The sequence below is a fragment of the Magnetospirillum sp. 15-1 genome (assembly GCF_900184795.1).
GTDB lineage: Bacteria > Pseudomonadota > Alphaproteobacteria > Rhodospirillales > Magnetospirillaceae > Phaeospirillum.
The window spans coordinates 177220-199744 of sequence record NZ_FXXN01000020.1 but is presented as its reverse complement, the minus strand read 5'-3'; the positions used below and the strand labels follow the sequence as shown (position 1 = coordinate 199744).

Genomic DNA, 22525 nt, shown 5'->3' with positions numbered 1-22525 from the left:
CAGGGTTCGCCTGACGACGGTTTCTACTTCTTGCCCTTGCCCTTGGGGGCGGCGGGAGCCATCTCGCTGCCCAGGGTCTGCCACAGCTGGGTCATGATCTCCATGTTGCGGCTGACCACCGCCTGCAGGATGGCGGGCTGGGCGGAGACGAATTGCTGCGGGTCGCGGATGGCGGCCAATTGCTGGAACGCCTTGGCGTTGTTCTCGGTGATCTCGCGGGCCGCCTCGAAATTGGCGCGCTGGAACTCGGCCACCTTGCCCAGGAAGGACGCCGGATCGGCGGTGAAGGCCTCGAACATCTTGGGATCGAAACTGGGGAACATCGGGCCCTCCTCTCCTAAGCTGGGAACTTAGGAAGTCTGTCACGTTTCCAAGGCGGCGGCAACGTACGGGCAGTACGGAAGGCTATTCCGCCCCCACCAATTCGGTGGCGAGGCGCTGCTGCAGGGTCTGGGCCTCCTGCTGGCGGCGCCACATGGCGGCGTAGCTGCCGCCCGCTTCCAGCAATCGGGCATGGCGGCCGCGCTCGACGATGCGGCCGCCGTCCAGCACCACGATCTCGTCGGCGTCGACCACGGTGGACAGGCGGTGGGCGACGATCAGGGTGGTGCGGTTCCTGGAGACCTCGCGCAGGGATTCCTGGATTTCCTTTTCCGTCTGGGTGTCGAGCGCGCTGGTGGCTTCGTCGAAGATCAGGATGGACGGAGCCTTGAGGATGGTCCGCGCGATGGCGACGCGCTGCTTCTCGCCGCCCGACAGCTTCAGCCCGCGTTCGCCGACGCGGGTGTCGTAGCCCTGGGGCAGGCTTTGCACGAAGTCGTGGATGCGGGCCAGACGGGCGGCCTCCTCGATCTCGTCCTGGGCGGCGCCGGGGCGGCCATAGGCGATGTTGTAGCGGATGGTGTCGTTGAACAGCACGGTGTCCTGGGGAACGATGCCGATGGCGGCGCGCAAGGAGCCCTGCGTCACCTCGCGGATATCGACGCCGTCGATGGCGATGCGGCCCTCGTTGACGTCGTAGAAGCGGAACAGCAGGCGGGAGATGGTGCTCTTGCCCGCCCCCGAAGGCCCGACGATGGCCAGCGTTCGGCCGGCCGGCACCGTGAAGTCGACTCCGCCCAGGATCTGGCGGTCGGGATTGTAGCCGAAGAAGACGCCCTCGAAGCGGACCTCGCCGCCGGACAGGGCCAGCGGGCGGGCGCCGGGCGAATCCTCGATCTCGGCATTCTCGCGCAGCAGGCGGAACATGGATTCCATGTCGGTCAGCGACTGCTTGATCTCGCGGTAGACGAAGCCCAGGAAGTTGAGCGGCAGGTACAGCTGGACCAGGTAGGAATTGACCAGCACGAAATCGCCCAGCGTCATGGTGCCGTCGGCGACCCCTTGGGCGGCGCGGATCATCACCAGGGTCAGCCCGATGGCGATGACGGCGCCCTGGCCCATGTTGAGCATGGACAGCGTCACCTTGCTCTTGGTGGCGGCATGCTCGTAGCGGGACAGCGCCTTGTCGTAGCGCCCGGCCTCGTGCGCCTCGTTGCAGAAGTACTTCACCGTCTCGAAATTCAGGAGGGAGTCGATGGCCTTGGTCGAGGCTTCGGAATCCGTCTCGTTCATGGCGCGGCGGAACTTGGTCCGCCACTCGGTGACGCCTAAGGTGAAGGCGATGTACACGGCGATGGTCACGGCGGTGATCAGCGCGAATACCCCGTCGTACAGGCCCCACAGGATGGCGGTGACCAGCCCGATCTCCAGCAGCGTCGGCAAGATGTTGAACAGCATGAAGTTCAACAGGAACTCGATGCCCTTGGTGCCGCGCTCGATGGCCCTGGACACGCCGCCGGTCTGGCGGTCGAGATGGAAGCGCAGCCCTAAGCGGTGCAGGTGGGTGAACACCCCCAGCCCGACCTTGCGGATGGCGCGCTGCGCCACCTTGACGAAGACGATGTCGCGCAGTTCGGCGAAGCTGCCGGCCATGACGCGGGCGGCGCCATAGGCCACCAGCAGGGCCAGCGGCACCAGCACCGGCGATATGGAGAGGGTATCCACCGCCCGCTTGTAGAGCAGTGGTATGCCGACGCCCACGCCCTTGGCCGCCACCAGCAGGATCATGGCGACGACCACCCGCAGACGCAGTTCGGGCTCGCCCGGTGGCCAGAGATAGGGGAACAGGGTGCGCAATGTGGTCCAGTCGGCGGCGGGCCCCTGGCCGCGCGCCTTGTCCCACGAGGAGGGATCGCGTCGTTTCATCTCCTCAAGATGAGGGCTTGATGTTCCGGCCGCAACCTCGGAAGGGAGAGAAGAAAAGGTTCATGTCCGGTTCATGTTTCCGCGCCTAGGGTCGGCGTCGCCATCAACTCCGGAGAAACGCCCCATGTTCCGTACCGTTGCCGCCGCCGCTCTCTTCGCCGCCCTGGCCGCCGTTCCGGCGATGGCCGCCCCGTCCGACCACTCCCATTCCCACGAGGCGGCGGCTCCGGCGGCCAACGGGCTCACCCTCGACCATGGCCGCAAGTGGCAGACCGACGCTCCGCTCCGCCAGGGAATGGCGGCCATCGCCGACGATGTGCGCGCCGCCCTGGGGCCGGTGCACGACAAGCGCTACAAGGCGGTGGATTTCGACGCCCTGGCGACCTCCGTCACCCGCCACATCGACGGCATCGCCGAGCAGTGCAAGCTGCCCGAGGCCGTCGACGCCCAACTGCACTTCGTGCTGGCCGACCTCTTCGCCGCCACCGACGCCATGAAGGGCAAGGGCGGCGACCGGACCAAGGGGGTGGTCGCGGCGGTCAAGGCGCTGGACCGCTATCAGGCACATTTCGATCATCCCGGCTGGAAACCGGTCCGCCACTGACGCAAGCCCATCAGATAACGCCACTCTTCGACGATTGCTCCCGTCCGGGCCTATGACTATTGTAGCCGGGCGGGAGAGATGAGGGCTTATACATAGATGCGGCATCCGACGGTGACACAGTCGGTTCAGGGCACCGACTGGAAGAAGGTCAGGGTGCTGGTGTTCGGCCTGGACGATCAGTTCCGGTTCCTCGCCCGCCAGACCTTTCGCAAGCTGAACGTGCGCGAAGTGGCGTCCTTCGACCAGCCCGGCGATCTTGGCCGGCTGCTGGCCCAGGGATTCGATATCCTGCTCATCGACTTCGCCGCCAAATCCGACCAGGGATTGCGGGTGCTCGAAGCCGTCCGCCAGCCGCCCGGCAACCCCAACGAGGCCCTGCCGGTGCTGGCGGTGGCTCCCTCGACCCTCAAGGACGTGCTCGACCGGGCCAAGACCCTGGGCATCGAGGGCGTGGTGCCCAAGCCCATCTCCGGCCATGAACTGGGCCACCGGGTGGGCGAGACCCTGGCCAATCCCCAGCGCATGGCGCCGCCCGCCAGCCTGACCGCTCCGCCCAAGCGCAATTTCATCAAGGAAGCCGATCCCCTGCCGGAGATCGGCGGCGGCGAGGCAGGCGAGCGGCCCGCCGGGGCCTGCGCCGCCCCGGCCAGGGGCATTCCCGAGGTGGCCGCCCTGATGGCGCGGCTGGAAGCGCGGACCGGCGTCGCCGCCTCGCTGTCCGATCCCCGCCCGTCTCGCGGTGGGCCGGCCGCCGCCCTGACGGGAGCGCCGCCCGCTCCCCCTTCCACGCCTACCCCGGCTCCCAATCCCGTCGTCAAGGCCGCTCCCGCTGCCGCACCAGCCCCGGCGCCGGCCCCGGCCCCGTGCCGTCCGGCGGCGGGCGGCAACGGTGCCGGTTTCGCCTCCGCGTCCGACGACGCTCCGGCCCGGCGGATTTCCGGGGGCAGGCTGTCCGACGACGATCTGGCTCCCGTCCGCAAGGTGTCCGACGGCCCCATCGAGGTGGCGGGCCTGCGTCCCGATCCCGACGCCGAGGCGGCCAAACGCCGGGCGGCCAAGCGCCGCAAGGACTGGGAAGAGGCCATGGCCCAGACCGGGCATGCGGCACGCAAGGGCCGCGACGTGGCGGCCCTCGACGTTTCCGCCGTGGTGGCCGAGCACGGCAAATGGCTGCAGACCAAGGGGGCGGAAGGCAAGCGCGCCACCTTCACCGGCATGGATCTGGCCGGAGTCGATCTGGCCGGGGCCATTCTCGCCAATGCCACCTTCCGCGAGGTGGATCTGTCGGATTCCTGTCTGGCCGAGGCCCGCCTCGACGGTTCCGATTTCCGCTACGCCACCCTGTCGGCGGCCAATCTGGGCGGAGCCAATCTGGGGGTGGCGGCGCTCCGCCACGCCAAGCTCAACCTCAGCAATCTGGAAGGCGCCGTGCTGCGCGGCACTGATCTGTCGGGCGCCTCCTTAAGCGGCGCCCGTACCGCCGGGGCCGATTTCAAGGGAGCCATCATGATGGGCGCCGATCTGCGGGACGCCGATCTGTCCCGGGTGGAAAACCTGACCCAGGCGCAGATCGACAAGGCCATCTGCGACAAGGCGACCAAGCTGCCGCCCGGCGTCTTCCGTCCACTCGCGGAAGGCGAGCGCCTGGCCTGAGCGCGCCAGACAGGGCTGTAATTTTCAATCAATACAATTTCTGACTTGAAAACCCGCTCGATGGATACAACATTGAGCCTGCCGGAACGCATTACTTTTGTATGGTTCCGGGAAGTCAGGACAGGGTTCGGGGGGCCTTATCCGTAGAGCTGCAATGCGGAGGCGTCCCAATGATTCGGCTGACCGACATCAGGATTTCGGCCAAGATCGGCCTGTCGTTTCTCTTCCCGCTCGTCCTGATTGTCGGGCTGGCGGGATATGTCATCAGCGATAAGGCGCGGGTGGTGGCGGAAACCTCCACCCTGGCCGGAATCGCCCCCCTGACCGCCGACATCAGCGCCCTGGTGCACGAGGTGCAGAAGGAGCGCGGCGCCTCGGCGGTCTATATCGGCAGCAAGGGCGAGAAATTCGGCCCCGAACTCCAGGCCCAGCGCAAGCTGACCGATGCGGCCCGGGAAAAGCTGCTCCGTTCCCTGGCCGGCATCGACACGTCTGCCCTGGCGATCAGTTTCCCGCCCAAGGTGGAAAAGGCGTCCAGGCGTCTGGACGCGCTGATCGCCACGCGCGGCGCCATCGATTCCCTGGCCATCGACGCCCGGACCTCCCTGGGCAATTTCACCGAGACCGTCCGCTTCCAGTTGGACATGGTCAACCAGATCGCCCTGCTGTCCAGCGACGTAAGGGTGGGGCGGATGATCAGCGCCTATCTCAAGCTGATGGAAGGCAAGGAGAAGGCCGGGCAGGAGCGGGCGACCGCCGCCGGCGCCTTCGCCGCCGGCAAGTTCGACCCCGACGTCTATCGCCGCTTCGTGTCCATCGTCGCCGAGCAGCAGTTGTTCCTGGGCGAGTTCCAGGAAAATGCCGCCCCGGCCCAGGTGGAGTTCTTCCGCGCCACCCTGGACGACGAGGTCAGCCGCACGGTGGAGCGGATGCGCAAGGTGGGCCTGGAGAGCGTCGCCGCCGGCAATGTCGGCGACGTTACCGGTCCCGCTTGGTTCGCCGCCACCACCGCGCGCATCAACCTGCTGAAGACGGTCGAGGACCGCATGGCCGCCGATGTGCAGTCCCTGGCGGCCCAGGTCAGCGGCGACGCCAAGGGCGTGCTGGTCACCACCATCCTGGGCGTCATCGCCGCCCTGGTGATCGCCCTGGCCGTGGCCTGGACCGTGGCGCGCCAGATGACCGCGGCCATCGGTTCGCTGGTCGGCACCATGGATCGCCTCGCCGCCGATGACTTCGCGGTGAGCGTCGGGGGAACCGGGCGGGGCGACGAGATGGGGGCCATGGCCCGCTCGGTGCAGATCTTCAAGGACGCCATGATGCGCGGCCATGATCTGGCCGAAAAGCAACTGGCCGAGGCCCGTCAGCGCCAATTGCGCGGTCAGGCCATCGAGACGCTGGTCAACCGCTTCCAGGGCTCGGCCGAGCGCATGGTCGAGGCGGTTTCCTCCGCCGCCCAGCGGCTGCAGGGCACCGCCGCCTCCATGAGCACGGCGGCCAGCGACACCAACAACCGCGCCACCGTGGTGGCCGGCGCTACCGAACTGGCTTCCGCCAACGTCCAGACGGTGGCCGCCGCCGCCGAGGAACTGACGTCCTCCATCCAGGAGATCGGCCGTCAGGTTCACCGTTCCGCCGAGATTTCCGGCAACGCGGTGGCCGAGGCCGGCGAGGCCCAGGGCGCCGTCACCGGCCTCGCCACCATGGTCGGCAAGATCGGCGAGGTGGTGGTGCTGATCAATGACATCGCCGCCCAGACCAACCTGCTGGCGCTCAACGCCACCATCGAGGCGGCCAGGGCGGGCGAGGCGGGCAAGGGCTTCGCCGTGGTGGCGGGCGAGGTGAAGAACCTCGCCAACCAGACGGCCAGGGCCACCGGCGAGATCGGCCAGCAGATCACTTCCGTGCAGCAGCAGACCGAGAAGGTGGTTCAGGCCATCTCCGACATCGTCGGCATCATCCGCGAGGTGGGCGAAATCACCGCCGGCATCGCCAGCGCGGTGGAGGAGCAGAGCGCCGCCACCCAGGAGATCGCCCGCAGCGTCGAACAGGCCGCCGCCGGCACCGCCGAGGTTTCGGCCAATGTGGGCGGGGTTCAGGACGCCGCCGGCCGCACCGGCGCCGCCGCCGACGAGGTGCTGGGCGCCTCGCGGGACATGGGCAGCGAGGCGGTGCGCCTCAAATCCACCATCGACGGCTTCCTGGGGGAAATCCGGGCGGTTTAGGGAGCCGGGCTACCGGGCCTTGTCCAGTGCCGCCAGTACGTCGGCCTCGCTCAGCAGTTCCGGCAGGGCGATGCCGTCGGGGGCGCTGGGGCCGTAGACGGCGTTGAAGGGAATGCCGTAGCGTCCGAACGATGCCAGATAGCGCGAGATGCTCTCGTCGGGTTTGGTCCAGTCGGCGCGTAGGCTGACCACGCCGGGTGACGCCAGACGCCGCGCCACCTCGCCCCGCTCGACCACCGCCGCCTTGTTGACCTTGCAGGTGATGCACCAGTCGGCGGTGACGTCCACGAACACCACCTTGCCGTCCGATACCAGACGGGCCAGGGTCTGGGAGTCGAAACGGCTCCACGCCACCGCGCCGCCGGTCTCGCCGGTGCTGTCGCCGTTGGCGGTGCCGTGGAAGGGGGCGGCCAGGGCCAGCCCGGCCAGGGCCACCACGCAGGCGGTCACCGCCGGACGGGCCGCCACCGGCAACCGGTGCCGCAGGCCGAGGACGGCGACCGCGCCCACCATGGCGCCGCCGGTGACCAGGGCGGCCAGCATCCCGGCCTGCACCATCAGCACGGTCAGCAGCCATGCTCCGGTACCGGCCAGGGCGAGGCCCAGCACCTTGCGCACGCCGACCATCCAGCGGCCCGGCTTGGGCAGCTTCAGTGCCGCGTCGGGCCACACCGCCACCGCCAGATAGGGGGCCGCCATGCCCAGTCCCAGGGCGGTGAAGATCATGACGATCTCGCCCGGACCGCGTGCCAGGGCGAAGCCGATGGCGGTGCCGAGAAAGGGCGCCGAGCACGGCGTGGCCAGCAGGGTGGCGAAGGCGCCCGACAGGAAGTGGCCCAGCACGGTGTGATGGGCGTTGCCGCCATTCCGGCTGAACAGGAAGGTGGGCATGGGGATTTCGAACATGCCCCACAGATTGGCGGCGAACAGGGCCAGCAGCACCACCATCAGGGCCAGGAAGCCCGGCTGCTGGAACTGGATGCCCCAACCCACCGCCGCTCCGGCCTGTTTCAGCCCGATGGCCAGGGCGGCGAGGGCCAGGAAAGAGGCGACGATGCCGATTCCCGAGGCGATGAAGCTGGCCCGCACATGGGCGCGCTCGCCGCCGCCATGGCCCAGCACCCCCAGCACCTTGATGGACAGAACCGGCAGCACGCAGGGCATCAGGTTGAGGATCAGCCCGCCCAGCAGCGCCACCAGCAGCATGCCGGCCAAGCCGGGGGCCGCGCCGCCCGCCGCCATGGGGGCGGCGGTGCCGGCGACCGGCGTGGCCGCCACCTCGACGGCGCGCAGCCCATCGGTGACGGTGACGGTCAGGGGGGCGCCGGCCAGGGGCTTCAACAGCGAACCGGCGGGTACCGGAAGCTCGAACACCGCCTTGCGCCGGTCGGCCGACAGGGTGATTTTGGGCTGGCCGAAGGCGGCCACGTCCTCGGCCTCGACGAAGGCATCGGGATCGGTGAAGGGCTCCACCGACGATACGCCGAGCCTGAGCACCGAAGCGTCGCCGCCGCCCAGGGCCTCGGCGGAGTCCAGGCTCAGGCCGTGGCGGCGCCCGTCGCCGGGTACCAGGGCGGTGAAGCGGCCGATATCGTGGGCGAAGGCCGAAGGCTCGGCCGGGCCGGGCGACAGGTTGAGGCTCAGTTCCACCTTCTGCGGCACGCAAATCTGGGCGCAGGCCAGGAAATCCACCGTCAGCCGGGCCGCCACCGGGCGCGAGGCATCGCCGGCCCTGGCGTCCAGCGGCAGGATCACCTCGCCCACATAGCCGTAGTTCTGCAGCCCGGCCAGTACGAAGCGGTGGGGGGCCGGCCAATGGGGCTGCGGGTTTTCCAGATTGGCCGAGCCGCTCCAGTCCAACTTGGGCGGGTAGCCGGCGTCGCCGGGGGTGCGCCAGTAGATCTTCCAGCCGGTCTCCAGCTTGAACTGCAGGCCCAGGCGCAGTTGCCCGGCCTCGCCGGTGCCGGTGGCGGCGGAGATCAGGCGAACCTTGCCGGATTCGCTGATCGCCCAGTCCGAGGCTCCCGCTTCCGCCGCCTCGGCCGCCGCTCCGGTCAGCAGCAGCAGCGCCGCCGTCAATGCCGCCTTGATCCACGCCATCATGTCTTCCTCGAGCTTTCTCGCGGCAAACAACAGCACCGCCCGCCGGCCGGTGTCAATGACGACCGGCGCAGTGCGGGAATGCTTGGCGGAATCGGACGGGAAAGCCTTGATCCCGGTCATGGGGCATGGCTGTCCGGCTTAACTCGGCCCACCGCGCGGGGACACGGACAAGACGGACAAAGCACCAAGGAACCAAAGACACCAGGAGGGCGGAGCACATGACAAGGCCGTATCTCTGTTGTCTTGGCCGGACTTGTTCCGGCCATCCACGCGGTTCGGCCTGAATAGCGGATCAGACCATGAGGCAGGCGACGGGGCGCGGCTGCCCGGAACACGTCCGGGCGCGACGAGATAGATTGATGTCTTGGTGGTGCAACAGCCTATCCCCCGGCACCCGGAAACTTGAACCGGACGCCCGTGGTCATGGGGCGGCATGACACGACAGGGGGGAGGAACCCGGTCCCCGGATGCGATTGACGCATCCGGGGGAACCCGGATCAGAGCTACCGCGCCCCGGCGGTGGACAGGGGCTTGGCACGGCGCGAGGCACGTTCCAGCCCGGCCTGGGCCGAGGCGGCGGGGGGCGCCTTCTTCAGCGAGGGCGGGACCGGCGGCGGGGCCGAGGCCATGGACGGAACGGCGGCGTTGCTCGGCACACCCGCCACCGCCTGGGGAGCCGGGCGGACCGGAGCGCTGGCCGGCATGCCGCTGTCCAGGTCGATGGCATAGGAGATCGCCGCCAGGGTGGCCGACTTCATGCCGGGCATGGAGCGCGGCCAGGGCCGCTGGGTCTCCAGATGCTTGGCCAGCTTCTGCACCGCCCACAGGGCGCAGTGGGGGCCGAAGGCCTGGCGGAAGCCCTTGAGGTCGAGCCTGGTATAGGCGGTGAACAGGAACACCGTCAGCGGCTTCAGCGCGAATTCCATGGCGGGGAAGATCATGTCCACCGCCTTGCTCTCCATGATGGCGATCTGGGACACGGCCTTGCGCAGCGCCACCTCGTCCAGATCGGGGAACACGGCGTCCAGGCCCTGCTTGATGAAGGCCTCCATCAGGGCGTTGGAATCGATGCTGCCGTCCACGGCGCGCAGGCGCCGCGCGTCTTCCAGCAGCAGGGGCAGGCGCCCGTCCGGACCCAGCCCCTCGGCCGCCAGGATCTCGATCTGGCCCGACTCGCGCAGCTTGAGAATGCGCGGCCCCAGGACGCGCACGGTGCTGGGATGCAGGGTGGAATAACTGGGAATCAGCGGCACCTGCCACTCATAGCGCAGGTTGTCGCGGAACACGTTGTACAGCTTGTCGCCGGGGCCTTGCGGCGCCACGAAGGGGGCGCGGTGAATGGGCTTCTTGATCCCCAGCTTGATGGCGGTCTTGTGCAGCAGCGAGGGCGCCTCGACCCGAAGGGGCGGCACCTCGGGAGCGGGCATGGCGGCGCGGAAGTAGCGCTTGGCCGAGGCCCGCACCACCAGGGCCACCACGTGGTCCAGGGTGCGGCCGCACCACAGTTCCTCGTCCCCTTCCGTGGCGGGGCGCTTGTCCTTGCGCAGCACCACCTTGCGGAACAGGTCCGGCTGGTTGCGGAATACCTGGAAACACTCGTGCAGCAGGCCCGGCGTGTCCAGGATGTGGTCATAGACCTCATGCTGGGGAACCGTGGAAAGCTGTCCGATATTGACGCGAAGGATGTCGGCGACCTGGGTCCGCAACGTGTTGCGCACCGTGTCCAGTCCGTCGTCCTGCTGCGGTTCCGGCCCTTTACGGGCTTTGATGCTTGCGTTCACACTCTCCCCCCCGGGAAGTGATGTCCCTGCCCATAACCCTACAGAAAGAATGGACATGGATCGATGCAAACATCAATAAATTGTTAATAACCTCATACCTTAGGATTAAGGTGTCATATGTAGTCTAATTATGACGGCAGCCCGAATTGGTTGTCTCGCCCAGATGGGCCGGCAGCAGGCGAAGGGCGCTGACGCCGACCACGGTGATGACCAGGGCGATGGCGATGCCGCCCAGTCCCAGCATGGTTTCCCAGGCGCTGGGGGCGTAATCGTGGACATGGCCGTCGGCGAAGGTGGAGGAGGCTTCCATGCCGGGGAACAGGTCCAGCGGCCATGCCTGACCGCCGATGATGATGACCCAGACCTGGGCCAGCCCGCCGAGGACCACCAGGATCGAGGCCATCATGGCCCGCTTGCGGGCCGCATGGCCGCAGCCGCCATAGGCGATGACCAATGGTAGTATTCCGCCCAGCCCCACCTGTCCCACCCAGAACAGGGTGGTGTGGATTCCGCCCTTGAACAGGATGAAGGCTTCCACCCCGCCGCGCCCGGCGAAGTACAGTTGTGTGGCGTGATGGAGCGCGGTGAAATAGAGATTGGCGGCGACGAACAGCCCCAGCAGCCGCACCAGGCGGGCGGGCAACTCGTCTCCCATGGGGCGCCGGGTCATCTTGAAGGACACCGACAGCACGATGATGAACACCGCCAGGCCGTAGGCGAAGGACATGGCGATGAACAGGGGCGCCATCACCGCCGCGCCATAGGCCTCGCGCGCCGCCAGGAAGCCGAAGATGCAGCCGGTACCGGTGGTGAGGACCAGGCGCCAGACGAAGGCCGCCAGGGCGGCCGGCTTGTAGAAGCGCTTGGCCTGCCAGTCCAGCATGGTCCACAGATAGACCGCCACCACCGCCATGAAGCCGGAATAGAGGATGACGTTCCAGGCGAAGATGGACTTGAAATTGAAGTGGGTCATGGCGACGAACAGGCGGTCGGGACGGCCCAGGTCAAGGACCAGCACCGCCAATCCCCCGGCCAGCAGCGCCACCGCCAGCAGGGCCGACAGGCGGCCCAGCGGCTGATACTCCCGGCGGCCGAACACCGAGCCGATGGAGGCGACGTTGAGCGCGCCGGAGGCGGCGACGATCAGGAACACGGCGAAGACGTGGGGCATGCCCCACACCACCTGATTGGTCATGCCGGTGACCCAGTGGCCCTGGTGCTCCATGTGCAGGACGGCGCCCAGCGCCACGACGATCACCGCGCTTAAGGACGCCATCAGGGCCAGCCAGCCCCGGGTGTAGGGGCGCACCTGGGTGTAGGTGGTGGTGCTGCTGCTCATGGCTCAGATTCCCTGGTAGCGGATGGCGGGCTCCAGCCCCAGATCGGCGCGGATGCGGGTGGTGGCTTCGCGGGCCACCCTTTGCGCGATCTCCGATTTCGGGTCGGCCAAGTCGCCGAACAGCATGGCGCCCCTGGCCTTGGCGGCGCAGGCCTCGACGCAGGCGGGAGGCCTGCCCTCGTCGATGCGGTGGACGCACAGGGTGCAGGCCTCCACCGTGCCCTTGCCGCGCGGCAGGTGGGGTTGCTGGCCGCTCTGCTCTTCGTGGGCGAAGGAGCGCGCCTTGTAGGGGCAGGCCATCATGCAGTAGCGGCAGCCGATGCAGATGTGGCGGTCCACCAGGACGATGCCGTCGGCCCGCTTCATGGAGGCGCCGGTGGGACAGACATCGACGCAGGCCGGCTTGGCGCAATGCTGGCACATCACCGGCAGGGAATGGGCGGCGCCGGTGGCCGGGTCGCGCAGGTTGACCTTGCGGATATACTGGGCGTCGGTCAGCGGCCGGTCGTGGCCGGACAGCCCCATCTCGACCTTGCAGGCCTCGACGCAGACATTGCATTGGGTGTCGCACTTGGCCGTGTCGATCAGCAGGCCCCAGCGCCGGGCGGCCGAGGCCGGTTTTCCGGCTTCGCGGGCGGCGGCATCGGCAAAGGGGGCCGGTGCGGCGATCAGCACGGCGCCCGAGGCGAGGATCACCTGGCGGCGGGACAGTTCGGTCATCGCGCCGCCTCCTTGACGGGAGCCTTGGGCGTGGTCGCGTGGCACTCGAAGCAATCGGGCTTCACCGCCGCGTAGTCATGGCAGGACCGGCAGAACTGGCCGGGATCGTTGACCGGCACCGCCTTGCCCTCGGCCGAACCGGCGGCATGGCAGGCGACGCATTCCTTCAGCGACGCCTTGGCGCCCCGGATGCCGAGGCGCAGCGTGTCGTCGCGCTGGTGCTTCAGCATGTCGGGGTGGTCGCGGCGCATGGTGGCCGGAGCCTCGACGCAGGCCTCTCCCCTGGCCTTGGGCCATTGGGGGAGATCGGCGGCGAAGGCCGGCAGGACGAGGAATATGGTCAGCAGGAGGGCGGCAAAAGCCCCCAGCCCGACCCTCCCCCACCAGGGGCGGGGGAGGGAGGCTGGCNCCCCGTCCCTCCCCCAGCTCGCCTGGGGGAGGGACGGGGTGGGGGCTTTCATTCCCCCAGCCCCATCTGGATGTAGCCGGTGGGGCAGACGTCCTTGCAGATGTGGCAGCCGATGCACTTGGAATAGTCGGTCTCCACGTAGCGCCCCGTGGTGCGCTGCCCCTTGGGGACGCGGCTGACCGCGTCCTGCGGGCAGAACACCACGCAATTGTCGCATTCGAAGCACAGGCCGCAGGACATGCAGCGCTTGGCCTCGTCCATCACCTCCTGGTCGGTCAGCGTCAGCAGGCGCTCGTCGAAATTGCCGATCACCTTGTCGGCGTCGATGTGCACCTCGTGGCGGTGGTGCCGCGCCGTGCGGGTGAAGTGACCCAGGAACAGATCGTCGTGGGGAATGATCTCGGCGCCCGCCCGGTTCTCGAAATTGTGCACCGCGAACTTGGCCTCGTAGGTGCCGCGCGTCGGACCGGCATCATAGGGCGCCGGGTCCAGATTGCTTTCGTGCAGCTTGGCCAGCAGGTTGAAGTGGTGCACGTCGACCTTGGGCCGCTTGCCCACGTCGCCCCTGTCCAGGAACTCGGCGATGCCGGCCGAGGCGACGCGGCCGTGGCCAATGGCGGTGGTCAGCAGATGCGGCCTGACAACGTCGCCGCCCACGAAGTGCTTGGGCTTGCCCGGCACGCGATAGGCCTTGTCGGCATTGATGAAGCCCTTGCCGTTGTCCATTTCCGGCAGGTCGGCGAGATCGCCGCTCTGGCCGATGGCCGAGACCACCAGATCGGCGTCCAGGATGAACTCGGTACCCTCGACGGGCTTGGGCGTCATGCCGTCCATGGTGCACTGGCAAAGCTTGAGGCCGGTGGCGCGGCCGTCGGGGCCCTTGATCACCTCCAGGGGCATGATGCCGCCCCGGATATCGACGCCTTCGCGCTTGGCGTCGTCGATCTCGCGCTGGGCGGCGAACATCTTCTCCACCGCGAACAGCGAGGTAAGCGTCACGTTGGCGCCCTCGCGCCGCGCCGTGGCCGCCACGTCGTGGGCCACGTGGCCGAGGATGACGTTGTCGGCGCGGTCCTGCTCGGACACCTTGTCGATATGGCCCAGGCGCCGTGCCACCGAGGCCACGTCGATGGAGGTGTCGCCGCCGCCCACCACGATGATGCGGCCGGGCACGTGCTGCAGGCGGCCCTCGTTGAAGGCTTTCAGGAAGGCGACGCCCGACACGCAGTTGACGGTATCCTTCCAGCCGGGAATGGGCAGGCCGCGCCCGGCATGGGTGCCGATGCCCCAGAAGATGGCGTCGTACTTCTCTTCCAGTTCCGACACGGTGATGTCGGTGCCGATGCGGCACTGGGCGCGCACCGTGATGCCGAGGTCGAGGATACGGTTGATCTCGGCGTCCAGCACCTCGCGCGGCGTGCGGTAGCCGGGAATGCCGTAGCGGACATAGCCGCCCAGTTCGGCCTTTTCCTCGAAGATGGTGACGGCGTGGCCCTGGCGGCGCAATTGATAGGCCGCCGACAGCCCGGCCGGGCCGCCGCCCACCACCGCCACGTGGCGGCCGGTCTCGTGCTCCGGCTTAGGGAAGGAAAGCTTGTTGGCGATGGCCCAGTCACCGATATGGTGCTCGACCGAATTGATGCCCACGTGTTCCTCGACCATGTTGCGGTTGCAGCCGCTTTCGCATGGCGCCGGGCAGACGCGGCCCATCACGGCGGGAAAGGGGTTGGCCTCGGTCATGCGGCGGAAGGCGTATTCCTGCCAGACCATGCCGGCCGGCGGCTTTTCCACGCCGCGCACGATGTCCAGCCAGCCGCGGATGTCGTGGCCGGAAGGGCACGAGCCCGAGCAGGGCGGCGTGCGCAGCACGTAGGTCGGACATTTGTGCGACCAGCCGGCCTTGAAGATTTCCTCCTGCCAGGCGCGCGGCTTGGATTCGCCGTCCTTGTAGCGGCGATAGTTCCGTCCCTCGGTGGTGCTCTCGGCGCTGGTCTTGGCGGCCATGCGTGTTCTCCCTCTCGTTTCTTGTCCCTCAATCGCCGGGCGGGCTGGTTCCCATCCCTTGGCTTTCGCGGCATAAGCCGCGGCGGGCTTTGCCCTTGCCTCGAGGCGTCGCCGCCCCTCGGAGTCCTTCAGTCGTTGTCGCCGAGCACGATGGCGTTGCTCACCAGTTGGTGAACGGAGACCACCATTTCCCGGTCAAAGTCGTAATAGGGCAGGATCTTGGTGAACTGGGCCTTGCAGATGGCGCACATGGCGGCCATGTGGGTGACCCCTTGCTTGTCCACCACGTCCTTGAGTGCCTCCATGCGCGGGCTGGCGCCCTTGACGCGCAGCTCGATCAGCTCGTCGGTCAGCAGGCCGCCGCCGCCGCCGCAACAGAAGGTCTTGTCGCAGATGGTGTCGGGATGCATGTCGACGAAGGTGGGCACGGCCGCCTTGATCACCTCGCGCGGGATGGTGAACTGGCCGCCCGGCCGGTCGCCCATGCGGGCGCCGCGCGCCACGTTACAGGAATCGTGGACGGTCAGCACCATGCCGTCATTGCCCGACTTGTCGAGCTTGATGCCCTTCCTGGCGATCAGGTCGGAGGTGAATTCCAAGATGTGCTGGGGCACCGGATAGCGCGGGTCGAGGAAATCCCAAGGCCCGGCCAGGGTGTTGAGGAAGGAATAGGCGACGCGCCAGGCATGGCCGCACTCGCCGAAGATGATGCGTTTGACGCCCAGTTCCCGCGCCGCGTCGCGGATGCGGAGCGAAATTTTCCTCATCTGCTCGTAATTGCCGATGAACATGCCGAAATTGCCGGCTTCCGACGCCTTGGTGGACAGGGTCCACGACACGCCGGCGGCGTGGAACACCTTGGCATAGCCGATCAGGCCCAGCACGTGCGGCTCGGCGAAGAAGTCGGCCGAGGGCGTGACCAGCAGCACCTCGGCGCCCTGGACGTCGACGGGCAGCTTCACCGCGACGCCGGTCTCGTCGAGGATGTCCTCCTCCAGCCCCTCCAGGGTGTCGAGCAAGGCGGGGGCGGGCAGGCCCAGGTTGTTGCCGATCCTGTGGACCTTGCCGATGATCTCGTTGCAGTATTTCTGGCCCTGGCCGATGGAATCCATGATGTCGCGCGCCGCCATGGAAATCTCGGCGGTGTCGATGCCCTGGGGGCAGAACACCGAGCAGCGGCGGCATTGCGAGCACTGGTGGAAGTAGTTGAACCACTCGTCCAGCACCTCCTTGGTCATGTCGCGCGCCCCCACCAGACCCGGCGCGATCTTGCCGGCCGGGGTGAAGTAGCGGCGATAGACGCTGCGGAACAGATCGGCGCGGGCCACCGGCATGTTCTTGGGGTCGCCGGTGCCCAGGAAATAGTGGCACTTGTCGGTGCAGGCGCCGCACTTGACGCAGGTATCCATGAACACCTGGAGCGAGCGGTACTTGGACAGCAGGCTGCCCATGTGCCCGACGGCGCGCTTTTCCCAGCCCTCGGTCAGCTCGCCGGGAAAGCCCAGGGGCTGCTGGTGCGCCTCGGCGGCCACGTAGGGCTTGGAGGCGGCCATGGCACCGACCTTGAGCGCCGGAACGGGATGCTCGGCGGGATCGCCCAGGGCGGGAATGTCGAAGGGGGCGGCGGCCATCACTTTTCCTCCAGGCGGGCCGCCCAGGGCGCCAGATGGCGCACTTCGCGCGGAGTGTCGGTCTGGTTGCGGGTCGGGCTGAAGAACAGGCCCGGCGCATGCAGCAGCTTGGAGAAGGGAAAGACGATCATCAGGGCCGAGACCAGCAGCAGATGCAGCCCCAGCAGCGGATCACCGGGCAAGGGACGCAGTTCGAGGGCCATCAGGCCGGTGAAGAATGCCTTCACCGCCACGATGTCGGTATGGACGACGCATTTCATCAGCAGGCCGGTGGCTCCGATGGCCAGCAGCAGCACCAGCATCAGGATGTCCGAGGGGCCGGTGACGTAGCGGACCCGCTCGATGACGAGACGTCGCGCCAGCAGCAGGGCGAGGCCCGCCATCATGGCCAGACCGGCCGGCTGGGCCAGGGGCTGCACCAGGGCGACCAGCGGCCCGACGCCGGTCTCGAAATAGCGGACGTGGCGGATCAGCACCACGGCGAGGCCCAGATGAAAGACCATGGCAAACAGCCACAGCAGCTTGTTGCCGCGAAACAGGCTTTCGAACAGCAAGGCCTCGCGGCCCAGGCGCAGCGCCACGCCGCCCTTGGTCAGCGGGGCGGGCGTGGTGGGAATCTTGAGCGGCGCCGGCGTGCGGGCGTATTGGGCGATCTTCATCGCCAGCCCGGCCACCAGGACCAGGGTCGAGACGCTGAAGAGGATAGCGAAAAAGATCGTCACGACGGCACCCTTCCTCGTCACCCCCGGAAGGTGATCCGGGGGTCCATGGATGGCCGGGTCAAGCCGCCCGGCCATGACGACAGTGAACCGCGCCGGTCAGACGCAGCCGGTCGGCTTGGGCAGGCCGGCGATCTTGCACGCCTGCTTGCCGGGGCCGTAGGGGAACAGCTCGTAGAGGTATTTGTTGTTGCCCTTGTCGGGGCCCATCTTCTTGGCGATGGCCTTGGTCAGCACGCGCACCGCCGGGGCGATCTGATACTCGGAATAGTAGTCGCGCAGGAAGTTGACCACTTCCCAGTGCTCGGGGCTCATGGTGATGCCTTCGTCCTTGGCGATCTGCCCGGCCAGTTCCTCGTTCCACTCGTTGATGTTGATGAGGTAGCCCTCTTCATCGGCCTCGATGTTGGCGCCATTGCTGGTGTAAGCCATGTCTTCCTCTCCTTAAGGTCTCTTCTTGATACTTAAAGCCAGGCGTTGGTCGCCTTGGTCTCGGCCGCCAGATCGACGAATCCGGCGTAATCGACAACTTGGATGCCCTTGACCACCCTGGCGGGGTCCAGCCCCCGGGCCGCCAGATCGGGACCCAGGACGGCAAGCCGCATGGTCCTGGCGGCGTCCGCCATCTTGCCCTCGAAGGCGGTGCCGGAAAGGGCGGCGATCACCGCGTCCTCGATTAGCAGGACGGCGTCGCCCGGCTGGGCGTGGCCCAGGCAGGCCTCCAGATTGGAGCGCTCGAAGGGGGATTTGTTGACGGTGTGCAGAGTGCTCATCGTATAGATTCCTTTTTGTCCCTCAATCGCCGGGCGGGCTTCTTGCGAAACCCTTGGCTTTCGCCGCATAAGCGGCGGCGGGCCTTGCCCTTGCCTCGGAGCTTGCGCTCCTCGGGGTTACGCCGTCAGAACCACATCCATGTCGGCCATCAGCTTGCCCATCTCGGCGCGGCTGATGACTTCCACGGGGACCAGCAGGTCGTCCTCGGTCAGGCCGCGTTCGGCCAGGCTTTCCGCCTCCACGTAAAGCTTCTCGATGTCGTAGCCGTCGAGAGCCCGATAGGTGGGCGAGAAATTCTTGACGCCGATGCCGGCCGGACTCTGGCCCTTCTTGATCTGCAGCACGCCGTCGTCCAGGAAGGCCAGATGCACATCCTGGTCGAAGGCCGCCGAGATCAGCACCATTTCCAGCACCTCCAGGGCATAGACCGTGCCGTGGGGCGCCTTGCGGTTGACGAACATGAACTTCTTGACGATGCCGCTTTCCATGTCGTCCATGGCTTCAATCCCCAAAAGTCACGAGACGGTCGGCGTGGATGCCGGCCTCGATCAGTTGGCCCAGGCCCGAGATGCGGAAGCCGGCGGCAAGATTGCCCTCGGTGATGCCGCGACGCAGGCCGGCGGCGACGCAGACCACCAGATCGACCTTGTGATCCTCGGCCAGCTTCTGCCAGTTCCTGGTCACGTTGCGGTCGTCGCTGGGCGGCTCGCCCAGTTTGGTGGCGTTGTTGACGCCGTCGTAATAGAAGAACACCCGGAAGATTTCGTGGCCCTTGTCCACGGCCGCCTTGCAGAACTGGAAGGCGCTGTCGGCGGCCTGATGGTTGTAGGGACCTTCGTTGACCAGAACGGCGAATTTCATCTTCCGCTCTCCTAGAAGTGCAACTGTGCCGAGGCGTTGAGATTGGCCCGGCCGCCGCGCCAGTTGTCCACGTGGTATTTGGTGAATGGCAGTTCGGTCAGTTCGAAGAAGCGCGGCCAGCCGATGCGTTCGATCCACTCACCCATGCGCTCCCAGGCCCGCGCGTCGTGCTTGTAGACCGTGAGGATCTTCTTCACGACCTCGGCCACTTCCGGCCAGCGCGGCGCGTTGTTGGGCAAGCCCGCCGCCACCAGCTTGTGGAACATGGGCTTGGTGCGGGTCGACGAATGCTTGCCGCCCACCCAGATGGCGATCTTGGAATGGATGGGGTCGTTGATCTGCATGGGCGGGCAGGGCGGATAGCAGGCGCCGCAGCACACGCACTTCTTCTCGTCCACTTCCAGGCTGGGCTTGCCGTCCACCAAGGCGGGGCGGATGGCCGCCACCGGGCAGCGGGCGATGACCGTCGGGCGCTCGCAGATACCGGCCACCAGGGCATGATTGATCACCGGCGGCTTGGTGTGCTGGACGTTGATGGCGATGTCGCCCTGGCCGCCGCAATTGATCTGGCAGCACGACGTGGTGATCTTGACGCGGTTGGGCATCTCCTCGGACTGGAACTCATGGACCAGTTCGTCCATCAGCGCCTTGACCACGCCCGAGGCGTCGGTGCCGGGGATGTCGCAGTGCAGCCAGCCCTGGGTGTGGCTGATGAAGCCCACCGAATTGCCGGTGCCGCCCACCGGGAATCCCTCGGCCTCCAGCCGCTTGATCAGCGGCTCGACCTTGGCTTCGTCGGTGGTCATGAATTCCGCCGACGAGCGCACGGTGAAGCGCAGATGGCCGTCGCAGAAGGCATCGGCGATGTCGCACAGCTTGCGGATGGTGAAGACGTCCAACTGGCGCTGGGTGCCGGCCTTGACGGTGAACACCGCCTCGCCGGACTCCGAGACGTGGCGCAGCACGCCGGGGCGCGGCCGGTCGTGGAAGGCCCACTTGCCGTAATTCCTGACCAGGGCCGGATGCATGAACTGCTTGGAATCCGGCACGCCGCTTTCGATGGGACGACGAAGTTCGCTCATGGTCCTGTCTCCTACTCGGCGGCGTTATTTTTGCGCTCGGCCCACTTGCGGGCCTCCTCTTCCCATCCGTCGGTGCGGATGTAGGAATTGGTGCGCGGCTGGTTGATCATGTTGACGTCGAGCGGCAGGCCCAGGGCCTCGAGATAATTGACCAGCCCGATGCGTTCGATCATCTCGCCGGTGCGCTCGTGCTCCAGCGCGTTGTCGGCGAAGAAGTCGAGCATGTTGTGGGCCAGCTCGAGCAGCTTCTCATAATCCTCCTCGGTCTCCAGTTTCATGAAGGGCATCACCACGGTGCCCATCAGATCGCCGATCTTGAGCGTGCGCTTGCCGCCCACCAGGATGCAGATGCCGCGCTCCTTGCCGGGCTTCAGCGCCTTGGTACAGACGTTGATGCAGTGCATGCAGCGCACGCAGGACTTGTTGTCCACGTCCAGCGTGTCGTCGTCGTTCAAACCCAGCGCCTGGGTCGGGCACATGCGGATCACCTGGTTGATGAATTCCTTGCGGCCCAGTTGCCTGACCTTGGCCTGTACCTCGGTCTGGTCGACCTGCATGTCGTCCTTCCAGGTCCCCAGGATGGCCACGTCGGCGCGCTGGGTGGCGTTGGCGCAGTCGTTGGCGCAGCCCGAGAACTTGAACTTCAGCTTGTAGGGCAGGCTGGGCCGGTGAATGTCGTCGACGAAGTCGTTGATGATCGTCCGGTGGGCTTCCAGGGTGTCGAAGCAGGCCTGCTCGCAGCGCGCCGGGCCGACGCAGGACGCCGAGGTGCGCACGCCGGCGCCGGCGCCGCCCATGTCGAAGCCCATCTCGTTGATCTTGTCCCAGGCGGCCTGGACCTGCTCGGTGCGGCAGCCCTGGAACATGATGTCGCCCGATTGGCCGTGCAGGGCGATCAGGCCCGAGCCGTGCTCCTCCCAGATGTCGCACATCTCGCGCAGCGTCTTGGTGTCGTAGAAGAAGCCCGGCGCCGGCATGATGCGCAGCGTGTGGAATTCCGAGCTTTCCGGGTACTGGTCGGCCACCTCGGAAAAGCGCGGGATGACGCCGGCGCCATAGCCGAACACGCCGACCGTGCCGCCCTTCCAATAGCCCTTGCGGGTCTGGTAGCTGTGTTCCAGCTGGCCAAGCAGGCTTTTCATGATGCCGGCATGGGCCTTGCCCTCGACCTCGGCCAGGCGCTTCAGGCCGGTCACGAAGCTGGGCCACGGACCGCTTTCCAGCTGGTCGAGCATTGGGGTGGGCGGCATCTTCTTCGACATTGCTTCTCGCTCCCTCACCGTCGTCACGATGCGTTCGCACGCGCGCCAAAGCGGCGCGGCAATACGCTGGATAAGTTGCACGATCCGTTGGGAAGCTTTGCTCCCGGACCTCTCCTGATACGTCGGGCCGTTCTATGCGGCTCGTTACATTCGAGGATGATAATATTATGGGAGACGCCGATCCAAGTGGATTCTTTAGCGAATTCGCATGAAAATGGTGGTGGAGGAAAAATCCGAATGATTTCAGGCCATTTCAATCTCGATGATCACGCCGCCTACGAGCGCTGGCGGGACGGAAAGCTGTCCCAGGCTCCGGTCAGCGTCACCGATCTGGTGGTCGAGGTGGGCGACATCGCCGCTCTGACGTCGGCCGAGCACGACGCCCTGTCCCAGCGTCTGCGGTGTTCCAACATGGCGGTCTATGCCGAGCGGCCGAAGTCCGGACGCAACCACAAGGCGGCGTTGAAGGCCCTGGCCGCCCGATTAGGACTCGTCTCACTGGATGCCAACGCGCTTGCCGACGACGACGGCATCACGCCGCTGGCCGTGCACCGCGACGGCACGCGGGCCCGCTACATCCCCTATACCGAGCGTCCCATCACCTGGCACACCGACGGCTACTACAACCCGCCGGAGCGCACGGTGCGCGCCCTGCTGCTCCACTGCGCCGGCAAGGCGGCGGAGGGCGGCGCCAACCGGCTGATGGACAATGAACTGCTTTATATTCGGCTCAGGGACGAGGAGCCGGACCTGATCCGGGTGCTGATGGCCTCCGACGCCATGACCATTCCCGGCAATGACGAGGAAGGTCTTGCCCGCCCGGCGACGGTGGGGCCGGTCTTCTCGGTCGACTCGGACGGCAGCCTGCACATGCGCTATACGGCGCGATCCCGCAACGTGGTGTGGTCCCAGGCCGCCGCTCCGGCCGCCGAGGCGGTCCGGCGACTGCTGGATGGGCCGTCCCCTCATGTCTTCGAGCATGTGCTGGAGCCAGGCCAGGGCCTGGTCTCCAACAACCCGCTGCATACCCGCGAACCGTTCCGCGACGATCCCGCCTGTCCGCGCCTGCTGTATCGGGCGCGCTATCACCAGCGGATCGCCGGAACCTGAA

The 22525-nt window shown here is 67.1% G+C and carries 20 protein-coding genes; 4 read left to right on the top strand and 16 right to left on the bottom strand.

Annotated elements, in window-relative coordinates:
* Window positions 1-23 precede the first annotated feature (23 nt).
* Window positions 24-323, bottom strand: a complete 300-nt coding sequence (locus CP958_RS06790; protein ID WP_096701214.1) for a phasin family protein — start codon at window positions 321-323, stop codon at window positions 24-26.
* Between the two features lie 82 nt (window positions 324-405).
* Window positions 406-2247, bottom strand: coding sequence for an ABC transporter ATP-binding protein/permease (locus CP958_RS06785; protein ID WP_096701213.1), 1842 nt, complete (start codon window positions 2245-2247; stop codon window positions 406-408).
* A gap of 124 nt (window positions 2248-2371) precedes the next feature.
* On the opposite strand from CP958_RS06785, the gene CP958_RS06780 reads away from it, so the two are divergent.
* The 3 genes from CP958_RS06780 (at window position 2372) to CP958_RS06770 (ending at window position 6729) form a co-directional block, all read left to right on the top strand.
* Entirely contained in the window at window positions 2372-2851 is a 480-nt protein-coding gene (locus CP958_RS06780; RefSeq protein WP_096701212.1) for a hypothetical protein, read from the top strand.
* Window positions 2852-2962: 111 nt separating this feature from the next.
* Entirely contained in the window at window positions 2963-4504 is a 1542-nt protein-coding gene (locus CP958_RS06775; RefSeq protein WP_242442782.1) for a pentapeptide repeat-containing protein, read from the top strand.
* A gap of 170 nt (window positions 4505-4674) precedes the next feature.
* Window positions 4675-6729 (top strand): nitrate- and nitrite sensing domain-containing protein, encoded by a 2055-nt coding sequence (locus tag CP958_RS06770; RefSeq protein WP_096701210.1) that lies wholly within the window; start codon window positions 4675-4677, stop codon window positions 6727-6729.
* Between the two features lie 9 nt (window positions 6730-6738).
* Here CP958_RS06770 and CP958_RS06765 read toward each other — a convergent pair whose 3' ends face one another.
* The 14 genes from CP958_RS06765 to dsrA form a co-directional block, all read right to left on the bottom strand.
* Window positions 6739-8952 (bottom strand): protein-disulfide reductase DsbD domain-containing protein, encoded by a 2214-nt coding sequence (locus CP958_RS06765; RefSeq protein ID WP_096701209.1) that lies wholly within the window; start codon window positions 8950-8952, stop codon window positions 6739-6741.
* A gap of 383 nt (window positions 8953-9335) precedes the next feature.
* Window positions 9336-10613 carry a hypothetical protein gene (locus CP958_RS06760; RefSeq protein ID WP_096701208.1) on the bottom strand — a complete coding sequence of 426 codons (1278 nt, stop codon included), beginning with the start codon at window positions 10611-10613 and terminating at the stop codon, window positions 9336-9338.
* A gap of 124 nt (window positions 10614-10737) precedes the next feature.
* Entirely contained in the window at window positions 10738-11952 is a 1215-nt protein-coding gene (nrfD, locus tag CP958_RS06755; RefSeq protein WP_096701207.1) for an NrfD/PsrC family molybdoenzyme membrane anchor subunit, read from the bottom strand.
* 3 nt (window positions 11953-11955) lie between these two features.
* Window positions 11956-12672 carry a sulfate reduction electron transfer complex DsrMKJOP subunit DsrO gene (gene dsrO / locus CP958_RS06750; protein WP_096701206.1) on the bottom strand — a complete coding sequence of 239 codons (717 nt, stop codon included), beginning with the start codon at window positions 12670-12672 and terminating at the stop codon, window positions 11956-11958.
* Window positions 12669-13133: a cytochrome c3 family protein gene (locus CP958_RS27470; protein ID WP_347337834.1), complete on the bottom strand. Its 465-nt coding sequence runs from the start codon at window positions 13131-13133 to the stop codon at window positions 12669-12671. Before CP958_RS27470 ends, dsrO begins: the two co-directional genes overlap by 4 nt.
* Complete coding sequence (locus tag CP958_RS06740; protein ID WP_096701205.1) at window positions 13130-15085, bottom strand: NAD(P)-binding protein; 1956 nt, start codon at window positions 15083-15085, stop codon at window positions 13130-13132. The genes CP958_RS27470 and CP958_RS06740 overlap by 4 nt, the downstream gene beginning before the upstream one ends.
* A 128-nt stretch (window positions 15086-15213) precedes the next feature.
* A complete protein-coding gene (gene dsrK / locus CP958_RS06735) occupies window positions 15214-16716 on the bottom strand; it encodes a sulfate reduction electron transfer complex DsrMKJOP subunit DsrK (RefSeq protein ID WP_096701204.1) in 1503 nt (500 codons plus the stop codon).
* Complete coding sequence (locus CP958_RS06730) at window positions 16716-17438, bottom strand: respiratory nitrate reductase subunit gamma (protein ID WP_096701203.1); 723 nt, start codon at window positions 17436-17438, stop codon at window positions 16716-16718. Before CP958_RS06730 ends, dsrK begins: the two co-directional genes overlap by 1 nt.
* Window positions 17439-17534: 96 nt before the next feature.
* Entirely contained in the window at window positions 17535-17867 is a 333-nt protein-coding gene (locus CP958_RS06725) for a TusE/DsrC/DsvC family sulfur relay protein (RefSeq protein ID WP_096701202.1), read from the bottom strand.
* 32 nt (window positions 17868-17899) lie between these two features.
* Window positions 17900-18208, bottom strand: coding sequence for a sulfurtransferase complex subunit TusB (gene tusB / locus CP958_RS06720; RefSeq protein ID WP_096701201.1), 309 nt, complete (start codon window positions 18206-18208; stop codon window positions 17900-17902).
* Between the two features lie 117 nt (window positions 18209-18325).
* A complete protein-coding gene (gene tusC, locus CP958_RS06715) occupies window positions 18326-18706 on the bottom strand; it encodes a sulfurtransferase complex subunit TusC (RefSeq protein ID WP_096701200.1) in 381 nt (126 codons plus the stop codon).
* Window positions 18707-18710: 4 nt separating this feature from the next.
* Window positions 18711-19070 carry a sulfurtransferase complex subunit TusD gene (tusD, locus tag CP958_RS06710; RefSeq protein ID WP_096701199.1) on the bottom strand — a complete coding sequence of 120 codons (360 nt, stop codon included), beginning with the start codon at window positions 19068-19070 and terminating at the stop codon, window positions 18711-18713.
* Window positions 19071-19081: 11 nt separating this feature from the next.
* A complete protein-coding gene (gene dsrB, locus CP958_RS06705; protein WP_096701198.1) occupies window positions 19082-20152 on the bottom strand; it encodes a dissimilatory-type sulfite reductase subunit beta in 1071 nt (356 codons plus the stop codon).
* An 11-nt stretch (window positions 20153-20163) separates the two neighbouring features.
* A complete protein-coding gene (gene dsrA / locus CP958_RS06700; RefSeq protein ID WP_096701197.1) occupies window positions 20164-21414 on the bottom strand; it encodes a dissimilatory-type sulfite reductase subunit alpha in 1251 nt (416 codons plus the stop codon).
* Window positions 21415-21651: 237 nt separating this feature from the next.
* On the opposite strand from dsrA, the gene CP958_RS06695 reads away from it, so the two are divergent.
* Window positions 21652-22524: a TauD/TfdA family dioxygenase gene (locus CP958_RS06695; RefSeq protein ID WP_096701196.1), complete on the top strand. Its 873-nt coding sequence runs from the start codon at window positions 21652-21654 to the stop codon at window positions 22522-22524.
* Window position 22525 lies beyond the last annotated feature (1 nt).